This window comes from Ensifer aridi, assembly GCF_002078505.1.
GTDB lineage: Bacteria > Pseudomonadota > Alphaproteobacteria > Rhizobiales > Rhizobiaceae > Sinorhizobium > Sinorhizobium aridi.
In genome coordinates this window covers 1-11,684 of the sequence record NZ_LUAV01000052.1, presented here as the reverse complement: position 1 = coordinate 11,684, position 11,684 = coordinate 1, and the positions used below count along the sequence as shown (strand labels likewise).

Sequence of the window (11,684 nt, the reverse complement as noted above, 5' to 3'; positions counted from 1 at the left end):
GGGGTTGCGCGCGGCTACCTGAACCGGCCCGATCTGACGGCGGAGCGATTCCTGGCCGATCCGTTCAGCGGCGAGGCGGATGCCCGGATGTACCGGACCGGCGACCTGGCGCGCTATCTGCCGGACGGCAATCTGGAGTTTCTGGGCCGCAACGACGACCAGGTGAAGATCCGCGGTTTCCGCATCGAGCCGGGCGAGATCGCCGCCCGGCTTTGCGAGCACGAGCGGGTGCGCGAGGCCGTGGTGGTGGCGCGCGAGGATGCGGCCGGCGACAAGCGGCTTGTCGCCTATGTGGTTGCGAAGACGGCGGACGGGTCGGACAAAGCCGATGGCGCCGAGCTTGCCGCGGCGTTGCGGGCCCATCTGGTTGGCCTGCTGCCCGACTACATGNNNCTACATGGTGCCGTCGGCCTTCGTGCGGCTGGATGTGCTGCCGCTGACACCGAACGGCAAGCTCGACCGCAAGGCGCTGCCGGCACCTGACGACGAGGCCTATGCGCGCCGGGCTTTCGAGGCACCACGCGGCGAGATCGAGACGCTGCTGGCGGCGATCTGGGAAGAGCTTCTCGGCATCGAGCGGGTCGGCCGCCACGACAACTTCTTCGAGCTCGGCGGCCACTCATTGCTGGCGGTGCGCATGCTTGCTCAAGCGCTAGGAGTTGGGATGAAGGTCAGCGCCAGCGATATTTTTAATGCCCCGATCCTCAAAGACCTCGCTCCAAAGATCGAGTTGGATTCATCCAGTTATACACCTGGGGTGCTACCGGTGCGCACGATAGGATCTCCAGCGCCTATCTTCTTTGTTCCGACTGGATACGGCGACTGCTCATATGTGTTCCCGTTAGTCAGAGAGATGGACATAGATTGCCCTGTCTACGCTTTGCCTTGGCCGCCATTTGAAGAAGCTGCTCGACCAAGCCTTAAAGAGATTGCGGCAAACGTAACGCAGGCACTAAGGAAAGTGCAGCCACGGGGTCCATATCGATTTGCGGGATATTCCTCTGGGGCTGTACTGGCTTATGCAATCGCCGAACGCCTGCTCCATCTCCAAGAAACTGTTTCGTTGATTGCCCTCATCGATGTGCCACTGCCGGCTGCATCGCCCGGGATGACGGATACAGAAATCGCTTTGCAAATGATCTTTGAACCTCTGGAGTCGCTGAGTGATGAGAGGTTCGAAGTGCTGCGACGATCGGCCGGGCAGAGCTCAGTTAAGCAGTTGCTTGAGAAAGCGCAACAAATGGGTGCGGTCGTCGGCGGACCAGATCTCTACCGTAACGCCATCATGTACGCGCAATTTCACCAAGCTGTACACTCGTATCAGATGCCATCGCTGCCGGTCAGCGTGTACCAATTTTATGCTCTGGCGGACTCTCCCAGCCCAAGGCCGCAACTTCCGGCAACGCCGCATGCAAATTCTCCAATGCGCGGATGGGATCGAATTTTGGACGCGCAGTTTATTAAGGCTGTGCCCGTTCCAGGCGATCACGTGACGATGATGGATGTTCTGGAAAACCGGCGGGTCTTGGCGCACCAACTGTCAGCAGCCTTAAACAATTTGCCGATTACCCACCCGAACAGCAATCTGGATGTCAAATGACACAGCGGCTATCCAACGTGAATACTTATCTTCCTTCGACCGCTGAGTTGTTAACCTCGGGGGGTGACGAGCGGATCGAACTTGCTGCTAGCCAAATGACAAATAAGTACGGTCGTAAACCAGTTCCCGACCGGGAATTATTCTCATTTGGTTCGGCAACCGCATCTACGATTTCTGACGTCGGATTTTCAGCTGCGGAAAGACTGCGCCAAAAGATATTGCAGACCTTGCCTGGACGGGCGCCGGAAGAAATCTATCTAGAAGAGACCGACAGAGTTCGTCACGAATTCATTCGCTTATGCGGTTTGGAACACATTCGAGGGATGGAAGTCATCGTCTCTCCTTCTGGTACCGACGCTCACATGCTTGCCTCCCGATTGGTTGCAGGAAGCTCCGTAGCAAGGACCTTGGCAATTATGGTCCAACCGGAAGAGACGGGGAGTGGGGTCGGTCATGCTCTGGCTGGCGGCATGCATTCTCCGCACCGCGAGAGTGGTGGAACAACGGTCAATTCAGCGGATCCCATTGATGTTAGGTCGATAGCAGTTCGCATGGAGGGTTCCAGGCTCCGACCTATTGCGGCCGTCGATGATGAACTCGAGGCAATAGTATCGGCTGCGATAACGCGATACGGTCGTATTTTGATCGTGTTGACTGACGTTTCGAAAACCGGAGTACTGGCTCCAACTCCGAGCAAGGCGCTGGATCTCAGGCGTCGCTGGCCTGACAGCGTTGAAATTCTCGTCGATGCATCTCAGTTTCGATTGGCACCGAAAACGCTGCAAACTTATCTTACCATCGGCTGCTTGGTGATCGTTACTGGATCCAAGTTTTTGGGAGGTCCAGCCTTTTCGGCAATGCTCTTGGTTCCTGCGTCGATGGCAGGCCGCTTGAAGAAACGGCCACTACGTCCTACGCCCGGAGCGACGTGTTGCCGGGCAGACTGGCCACGAAACTGGACAGGCGCTCAGACACTCCCTGAAACCAGTAACTTTGGTTTACTTTTGCGGTGGGAAGCTGCACTCGCCGAGCTGCGTGCTTTCCGTAGTGTTTCAGAGGAAGATATCCAACGGGTTGTGGTTGACTTTCATAAGGAGGTTACCTCCTGGCTGAACAATGCGCCTGATTTCCAGCTATTAGAGCAACCGACGTTACAACGCCATCTGCCAATCACCCACAATTCTTGGGACCAGCTACCGACGATTTTGCCTTTTATACTATTTCGCGTAAATCGACATGCGAGGAGAAATCCGCTGACCGCCCCGCAAACAAAGAGAATATACGATCATTTGTGCCAGGATTTGGCTACGAAAGCCAAGATGCCTGGTAGCACAATATTGTCAGTTCGTTGCGAAGTTGGACAACCGGTTCCTTGCGGCGAGCTTGGGGGCGTCCAGGTTGCTGCGTTGCGGCTTTGCCTTAGTGCACGCCTCATTGTGGAAGCCATCAACACAGGCGAACGAGGCATTAAGCGTTTGTTCGATCGAAGTCTGATGGCCTTGGAAAAGGTGGCCTTCCTCACGAGAAACTCATCTGCAGTCTGATAAGGCATCATCGCCGGAGGTTGGAAAAGGTATGCAGGAATTAAGAAGCTATTCTTTGAACACGCGTGATCCATCGGAACTTCGACATGGAGGAACGAGGGTCACAACTCCACTGGACCTTGTTGTACCAATGAGCATTGCAAGCATAGTTGCCAGTAGGTTACCAAATGAATGCCGGTTTAGTGCATGACGATCATGAGTTTCGCTCGCGATCGCTGAGACATCGAGATTTCCGCTAGACATTGGGCATTTTACTGTCGGACGTGACATGCTTATGCGCTACTATCTGTTACAGCCCAACAATTTGACTCCGACCGAAGAGGTTGATTGCCGACACGTTCTTGAGCTTGAAGAAGAGATTCTCCAAGCCAAATTCTGGAAGGCTCCAATTGCTGTCCATAAGGAAGCGCTTTTTGTTATGGATGGCCATCACAGGCTGGCTGTCGCCAAGCGGCTTCAATTGAGAGTATTGCCGGCAATCTTACTAGACTACCACGGTGTTCGTGTAGATGCTTGGCGTCCGGGAGAGATAGTTACTCCTGAGATCATTTTTGCTATGGCCCGCAGCGGAAGGAAGTTCCCTGCCAAGACAACCAAACATGTCTTCGACGCTCAGTTCCCCGAATGTAAAATCCCTTTGAGGGATCTCGGATATGATCGGGACAAGGGCCCCTAAAGGGTGCGATTCCGACGTGAAGCGGTTTTCGACGATCGTTCTCTCTGGGTCGGCAACATTGGGTTCAAATGTGCCATTGCCCGCAAAGAGTAAGCTGCTGACTGGGGGGCAACTGATACGAATGAGCAAGTGAGACAGGGTTACGCGAGATAGAAGAATGAGCTTAAAAATATTTTCATTGCGGGAACGGCCCGATCTGATTCCCTCAGTTTTCTCCCCGGATTTCGATGCTCTTTGGCCCAACTTCATTCGCCAGGATCAAACTGCAAGGCTGTACTTTGGGAAAGCCGTATTTTTTAACTACCTAGACTATGCTTTTGTAGGACTTATGGAAGAAGAGGTCGTTGCTCGTGCTTTCGGCGTGCCGTTTGCACTCAACGTTGATGGGCGTACCGAATTGCCTGACGGCGGTTGGGACCAAGTTATCCGCTGGGCGCATGAGGATAAACTTATTGGTCGCAAACCAACCACAATAAGTGCACTCGAAATCACCTTAGCGCCCAGAGCTCGAGGGATTGGCAATGCACTGGCAATGTTGGGCGCATTGAAGACCTGTGCCAGGCAAATGGGCTTCGACGAATTGTCTGTGCCGGTTCGTCCCAATCAAAAGCAACGACACCCGCGGCTACCAATGGATGAGTACATCAAACTACAGCGTGCTGACGGTTCCGCAGTGGACTCCTGGTTGCGAACTCACATAACCGTCGGTGGAAGAATCTTAAAAATAGCGCCTTATTCCATGACCATCGCTGGGACAATTGCCGAATGGTCCAGTTGGACAGGAGTAGCGTTTGAACGTTCCGGCATGGTGGAAATTGATGGTGCACTAGTGCCGCTGCTTGTGTCGCTTGAGCACAATTACGGCATATATGTTGAACCGAACGTATGGGTTCAACATGCGCTATGATAGTTTCTCGTTCGATGCAGAGCGGCCCCGCGTACACGCCACTACGGCGGCCTCGGCCTGGTGCGCCAGATCACTGCGAAGATCGGCGGCCGGCTCATGTATGTCGGCGGCATGCCGACGGCCGAGCTTTTCGCGGCGCCGATTTCGTCGCCCGTGAACTATCCACACGTCTTTGATAATGCTGTATAATTTCCGCTTTTCCGCGGTGCAGTGTTGCAAGAAAAGCGCTCACTGAGTGCGCTTTTCTTGTTGGAGTGGACGGCCCCCACACGGCATCTGATGTGCCAGAATGAGGTCGTTGCAGATCTCAAACAAGGAGGCCGTCCGTGGAGAAGGTTATTCGCATTGGCATGGATACGTCAAAACATGTGTTCCAGCTGCATGGGGTGAATGTGACGGAGGAGCCGGTGCTGCGCAAGAAGCTGCGGCGGCGGGAGATGGTGCGGTTTTTTGAGAGGCTGCCGGCCACGACCATAGCGTTGGAGGCGTGTGGTGGGGCGCATCATTGGGCTCGCTTGTTGAGCACGTTCGGCCATGAGGTCAAGCTGATCCCGCCGCAGTATGCGAAGCCGTATGTCAAGCGTGGCAAGAACGACGCGGCGGACGCCGAGGCGCTGTGCGAGGCGATGAGCCGGCCGACGATGCGCTTCGTGCCAATGAAAACGGCCGATGATCAGGCGGCGCTGATGCTGGCCGGGATGCGCGAGCGGCTGGTCCGCAATCGCACACAGCTGGCGAATTCGATCCGCTACGCGGCCGAGTTCGGACTGGTGGCCGCCAAGGGCATGAGTAACATCGCGCCGTTGCTCGAGCGTGCCACGACGGACGAGACCCTGCCGGCGCTGGCGCGCGAGCTGTTTGCTCAGCAGGCCAAGGAATATACTCAGTTGCAGGAGCGCGTGGCAGAGATCGAAGCCAAGCTGATGGCCTGGCATCGCAGCGACACGCGCAGCCGCCGCCTGGTCAAGGTACCCGGCATCGGGCCGATCGGCGCCGCCTTGCTGGTGATGAAGACGCCGGCTCCCGAGCTGTTCCGCTCCGGACGCGACTTCGCGGCGTGGATCGGGCTGACGCCGAAGGACCACTCCACGGCGGGTAAGACCCGGCTCGGTGTGATCACGCGCGCCGGCGACGAAGCCTTGCGCAGCGTGCTGATTGTCGGAGCTACCGCCGTGATCCAGCACGTGCGATGCGGCCGCAGCGCCGCCTCGCCGTGGCTCGCCGGGCTGCTCAAGCGCAAATCGCCGAAGCAGGCCGCCGTGGCGCTCGCCAACAAGATCGCCCGCATTGCCTGGAAGTTGATGGTGAGCGGCGAACACTACAAGGCCATGCACACAAGCCAACCCGCGGCGGCGGGAGCGGCATAGAGATCGGCTGGCACGGAGGCTCTGCATGCGCTCCGAGCCAAGCTGATGCCGGGAACTTGCAGGACGAAAGGCAGATGGTGTGATCGATCGATCCGGGACGCGAGACATTCCGCAAATTGCAACGGCCGCCCCAGGTCGCTTTCTTGTTTGGAGCTCGCGTCGCGGAAACCATCTTGGCCAGCGGTCATGTGCGACCGCACACGAAGGCCGTACATATGATCGCAAGCGATCCGACCACAAACTGCACGACGATCTTGCAAGGAGGGGGCCGTCCACATATGCAATTTGATTTTGCGGTTTGCGCCCTCGGCAAGGCGTGATTCACTCGTTTTAGCGGCGGTGAATCGAGGAGCGGCGATGTCGAGACCACGCGAGCGGCGCGAGACGGGGGAGCAGGATCTGTTCCGCTCCCGGCTGGATCAGATCATCAACATGAAGCACGAGCTGGTGCGGCTGGCGCGGGCGATCGACTGGCCGTTTCTGGAGCGGCGCTTCGGCGAGGTCTATTGCGACGGCCCCGGCATGGCCGCTGCCGACGCGGTTGATGGCGGGGCTGGCGATCCTCAAACATACGTTCGACCTGTCGGACGAGGAGCTGTGCGCCCGCTGGGTGGAAAACCCCTATTTCCAATATCTCTGCGGCGAAGAATTCTTCCGCCACGACCTGCCGTTCGACCGCTCGTCGATGACGCGTTGGCGGGGTCGCATGGGCGAGGCGCGGCTGACGGCGCTGTTGCAGGAAAGCCTGGCGGTGGCGGTCAAGACCGGGGCGATGCACCCTTCCGACACGCGCCGGGTGATCGTCGACACCACCGTGCAGCCGAAGAATGTGATGTTCCCGACCGATGCGAAGCTCATCCAACGGGCGCGCGAGCGGCTTGTCCGTCTGGCGCAAAAGATGGGACTGAAACTGCGGCAATCCTATATGCGGGTCGGCAAGCAGGCGCTGATCAAACATCAGCGTTATGCCCACGCCAAGCAGTTCAAGCGGGCGCGCAACGCGCTGCGCAAGCTCAAGACCTATCTCGGCCGCACCGTCCGCGATATTCGCCGGCAGATCGGCGATGACGAGACGCTGCTGAGCGTGTTCCTCTGGCCGCTCCACCAGGCCTCGACGGTTCTGGAGCAGCGGCAACACCAGCGCGGCCGCAAGATCTACAGCCTGCATGCGCCGGAGGTCGAATGCATCGGCAAGGGCAAGGCGCACAGGCCCTACGAGTTCGGCGTCAAGGTCTCGGTCGCCACCACCCTGAAACGCTCGAAGGGCGGCCAGTTCGCCCTGCACGCCAAGGCTCTGCCCGGCAATCCCTATGATGGTCACACGCTGGCGACCGTCATTCCGGACATGGAGAAAACCGTCGGCAACGAGATCGAGCGGCTCCTCGCCGATGCCGGATACCGCGGCCACAATGCCCCGCAGAGCCACAGGTTCCGCGTCTTCACCAGCGGCCAGAAGCTCCGCGTCACGCCGGCCATCAAGCGCGAGATGCGGCGCCGCTCGGCCATCGAGCCAGTCATCGGCCATCTCAAGGCCGAGCACCGCATGGACCGCAACTATCTCGCCGGCGAACATGGCGACGCCATCAACGCCGTGCTCGCCGCCGCCGGCTACAACTTCTCGCTCCTCATCAACTGGTTCAGGCAGATTTTGTGGCTGCTGCTCGCCTGGCTGCTCGCCGGAGCGAACCCGTGCGCCGCTTAGCAACAGTCATTGTTCACGGTCGACGATTTCACCACCTATTCGTCGGCCGTGTTCAATTTCATGCCGGCTCTCGCCAACGAGTTTTATGCAGCCTTCGCTGACAAGGTGATGGATCGACTCGACGAACTGCTTCCCTGGGAATTCCTCGCCGGTCGCCACCCTCTGCGCCGCGGCCGCTTGATAGCTACGATCACGTATGTCTTCACGCTGAACCATGTCGCGAAAGAGCTCGGTGAGGACCCTGAGCTCGGCGATCGTCAGCAATGACGATGTTCGAGCCGAAGGGTGGTACGACTTCCTCGACAGCTTTGTCGACGACGAAGAGCTTATCGCGTGCCACCTCAAGGCCAAGCACCGGCTACAACTGCAAAACTTCTCGCTCTTCACCAACTGGTTCAGGCAAGTCTTGTGGCTGCTTCTCACCTGACTGAACAGCACGCCCGATCGGGTCGCCGTTTGCCGCTCTTTGTTTACGAACGACTGAAAGCACATGACCAGTACTGATAAGATCTTCTCTCGCCGCCGATTGCTGGTTCCAACCACCTAGCGACTGAATTCTGCGTAAAGCGGGATCCTCGGTGAATGCTTGTCGATCAACTCCCGGACCTTCCCTCCATGGGGAGTTTTTTTCTCTCCGATGCCCACGCATCCTCGAACCGCCGGACGGTTTCAGCTGCAGTGTCGATTACCAACTTTTCGGGCAGGAACGCTCTCGCCGCCAAATGGCGTAACTCATCCGATGTGAGTTCGTCCATACGCTTCGTTCTAGAGTACTTCAGGGCAGCCGTTTCGTCGCCCTCAATATACGGTATGGTTGGCAATACAGAAAAATGATCACATTCGCGAAATGATACATATCTCTATATCGCCGCGCCCTCGCGCCGCATTTGAAGGAGCTGGTGGTTAGCGTTGTCGATCCGACACGTGTTGAACATGCGACCTCGCACTGTCGGTTTCATCCTATTGTTTGGAAAAACTTTTCTCCGTTGGCACGATCCATGCATCGTCATCGGCCACGCGAATAGACTGACGAGAAATTGTTCCATGATCACGCTCACCGAACATTCCGACGAGGTCAAGGAACTGCGCACCGCTGATCCGATTGCTATTTCAGCGCATTTACTCCCGCGCAAATCAGAGCAGGTGCGGCTGGTTTGAGCCGCTACTGGCGCGGCGCCTGGGATGGGAACAGACGGTCGGCGAACTGCTGGAGGGTAGAGATGACGCGTTGCTCTTCGCCGGAACACGTAAGCCCTTACGAACCAAGTGGTCGGCATGGGCAACGCCCTGCGGCCCCTTCGAGACGCTCGAGCATGTTTATTGGCAGTGGCACGCTCGCGGTCAGGTGCGCTCGGCTCGCAATGGAGATGGGCCACGACATTCGCGCGGTGCTATCTGCCGACACCCTATTCGCCGATTGGGCGGCTTGCGCCAACATCTCGGTTGTAGCCAGTGTTGAAGAGCTCTCGACGTTGCTCGCCACCGAGCCGGTGGAGTGGATTTTTTCCATAGCCAATCCGTTCCTGTTGCCGGCGGATGTTTTCGGACGAGCGCGTCAAGGCGCTTTCAACTATCACGACGGACCCTTGCCGCGATATGCGGGGACGCACGCGACGTCCTGGGCACTGCTGGCCCAGGAGAGCGAACATGCCATCAGCTGGCATCGGATCGATGACGGTGTTGATACGGGGGATGTCGCGGTTCAGCGCCAGGTTGTGATTGCACCCAACGACACGGCGCTGAGCTTAAACCTCAAATGTTATGAAGCCGCTGTCGAGGGCTTTCGCGAGCTCTTGACCGGCTTAGCGAACGCGGAGCTCCGTCTCCGTCCGCAGGCACTGGCGGGCAGAAGCTACTTTGCGGCGCGTCGACGTCCAGATGCTGCGGGCTGCCTGCGATGGCATCGATCCGCGCAGGACTTGTCGGCGATGACACGTGCCTTGGACTTTGGCCCGTATCATCCCAATCCATTGTGTCTGCCCAAGGCTCTCGCAGGCGATGATGTTGTCCTCGTCAGGCGTTTGGAGGTGCTGACTCGACGCTCGGGTCTTCCGGCCGGTTGCCTGCTTGAACTCCACCCCAACCACTGGCGTGTGGCGACGGGTACGCAGGATGTTGATGTTTGGTTTGCCAGCTTGGATGGTCAGGCTGTGGACGCGCGAGCCCTCGCGAGGCACTGCGATTTCGACGTAGGCGATCGCCTTCCGATTCTGAGCGATGATCAGGCGCGCAGCCTAACTGCTGCACATGAGGAGATAGCACCTCGCGAGGATTTTTGGCGACAGCGGCTCGAGCAGCTTAAAATATTGCAGCTCCCTTTCTGGTCCTCTTGCGCAGCCGAGGCACCGCCCAAATGGGAGTCGAGTTCGTGGCAGGTAGCAAGTGCGTTGGCTGAGCTGCCTGCCAAGGATCGTTTGGAACGCCTGTTAGCGGCTTGGTTGGTCTATCTCGCCCGCATAGCGGGCGCAACAGAGTTTCAATTGGGATGGACGCCGGCGCCGAAAGCTTCGCAAGCAGGCTTGCCAGCGGTGGAGGCCCTGATCGCTTCTGTCGTGCCGATGGAAGTTACCATTGATCTAACCCATGATTTCGCGGCAGTGCGCAGGGCCGTGGCGGCCGAATGGGATCGGCTAAAGGAGCACGATAGCTTTGCCCGGGATCTTATCGCGCGCTACCCGACCTTGCGGACTATGAAGGCGCTACTGTCGCGCCGGCCCTGGCCGATTGGCATCACGATTACCGCCAATAGCTGTTCTGCCGCTGGCGATCTGCCGTCGAGCCAAAGCGCTGGGGCGCCCCGATGCGGTGAGGTGCTGACATTTGAGGTTTGCGCTCTGGATGGGAGCTTCCGCTGGCATTTTGATGCCAATCGATTGGCACCTAAGCAGATCGATCGCATGGCGCAGCATCTGCAAAATCTCTTGAGTGGCGCGATCGCCGATGCCGAGCAGCCGGTCGGCCGCATCGACATCCTGCCGGCGGAAGAGCGCCGCTATCTGCTGGAGGAGCTGAACCGCACGGACGCGGACTATCCGTCGGATCTGTGCGTCCACGAGCTGTTCGAGGCGCAGGTGCGCCGGACACCCGACGCGGTGGCGGTGGTCCATGAGGATGAAGAGCTGAGCTATGGCGCGCTGAACGCTGAGGCCAACCGGCTCGCCCATCATCTGATCGCGCTTGGGGTCAAACCCGACCAGCCGGTGGCGATCTGCGTCGAGCGCAGCCCGGCGATGGTGGTGGGACTGCTGGCGATCCTGAAAGCGGGCGGCGCCTATCTGCCGCTCGATCCGGCCTATCCGTGCGCGCGGCTCAACCAGGTGCTCGACGATGCCGCCCCGCGGCTCATGCTTTGCGATGCCGCCGGCCGCGAAGCGCTCGGCGCCGAGGCCATCGCAAGCCTGACGGTGATCGATCTCTCGGACGGCGAGCTTTCCTGGGCCGGCCAGCCCGCTGATGATCCCGACCCGCGCGCGCTCGGCCTGACCTCCAGCCATCTCGCCTACATCATCTACACCTCAGGCTCCACCGGAACGCCCAAGGGCGTCATGGTTGAGCATCGCGGGATGACCAATTATCTAAGCTGGGCTCGTGAGACCTACGCGCCCATATCCTCCTCCGTCGTCTCCTCTTCGCTCGCCTTCGATGCTACGGTCAACAGCCTGTTTGCGCCTTTGGTCTCTGGCGGCCATGCATTGCTTGCGAAAGAGGGGGACGAGGTCGAGGGGATCAGGTCGAGGGTCGGCACCCGGTGCGGGCTGGTCAATGTCACCCCGACCCTTCTGGATGTTCTGGGGCAGCAGCTGCAGTCGGCTGGAGATCCCAGTCAGGTGGAGCTGTTCGTCATTGGCGGCGAGGCATTGTCGTCGTCGACGGTCGAGCTATGGCGTC

General features: G+C 58.7%; 9 protein-coding genes and 1 pseudogene. All 10 read left to right on the top strand.

Annotated elements, in window-relative coordinates:
* Positions 1–87: 87 nt before the first annotated feature.
* Positions 88–483: an AMP-binding enzyme gene (locus AYK65_RS32695; protein ID WP_476700519.1), complete on the top strand. Its 396-nt coding sequence runs from the start codon at positions 88–90 to the stop codon at positions 481–483.
* Positions 398–1,600, top strand: coding sequence for a thioesterase domain-containing protein (locus AYK65_RS32690; protein WP_172402093.1), 1,203 nt, complete (start codon positions 398–400; stop codon positions 1,598–1,600). Before AYK65_RS32695 ends, AYK65_RS32690 begins: the two co-directional genes overlap by 86 nt.
* Before the next feature lie 17 nt (positions 1,601–1,617).
* Entirely contained in the window at positions 1,618–3,144 is a 1,527-nt protein-coding gene (locus AYK65_RS31075; protein WP_244560165.1) for a hypothetical protein, read from the top strand.
* Between the two features lie 274 nt (positions 3,145–3,418).
* Positions 3,419–3,820, top strand: a complete 402-nt coding sequence (locus tag AYK65_RS31070) for a ParB N-terminal domain-containing protein (protein WP_028002935.1) — start codon at positions 3,419–3,421, stop codon at positions 3,818–3,820.
* 247 nt (positions 3,821–4,067) lie between these two features.
* Entirely contained in the window at positions 4,068–4,727 is a 660-nt protein-coding gene (locus tag AYK65_RS31065) for a hypothetical protein (protein WP_081163193.1), read from the top strand.
* A 326-nt stretch (positions 4,728–5,053) separates the two neighbouring features.
* Positions 5,054–6,094 (top strand): IS110 family RNA-guided transposase, encoded by a 1,041-nt coding sequence (locus AYK65_RS31060; RefSeq protein WP_081163189.1) that lies wholly within the window; start codon positions 5,054–5,056, stop codon positions 6,092–6,094.
* A gap of 357 nt (positions 6,095–6,451) precedes the next feature.
* Positions 6,452–7,796 (top strand): annotated as a pseudogene (locus AYK65_RS31055) (IS5 family transposase).
* A 9-nt stretch (positions 7,797–7,805) separates the two neighbouring features.
* Entirely contained in the window at positions 7,806–8,063 is a 258-nt protein-coding gene (locus AYK65_RS32685; protein WP_081163187.1) for a hypothetical protein, read from the top strand.
* Positions 8,029–8,223 (top strand): hypothetical protein, encoded by a 195-nt coding sequence (locus AYK65_RS32680; RefSeq protein ID WP_081163186.1) that lies wholly within the window; start codon positions 8,029–8,031, stop codon positions 8,221–8,223. The genes AYK65_RS32685 and AYK65_RS32680 overlap by 35 nt, the downstream gene beginning before the upstream one ends.
* A gap of 886 nt (positions 8,224–9,109) precedes the next feature.
* Positions 9,110–11,684, top strand: a 2,575-nt coding sequence (locus AYK65_RS31040; protein ID WP_172402092.1) for an AMP-binding protein, incomplete at its 3' end; no start/stop codon positions are given.

Excerpts from the sequence above, each read along its gene's own strand:
- AYK65_RS32690 (WP_172402093.1), top strand. The coding sequence starts at position 398 with ATGGTGCCGTCGGCCTTCGTGCGGCTGGATGTGCTGCCGCTGACACCG.
- AYK65_RS31070 (WP_028002935.1), top strand. The coding sequence starts at position 3,419 with ATGCGCTACTATCTGTTACAGCCCAACAATTTGACTCCGACCGAAGAG.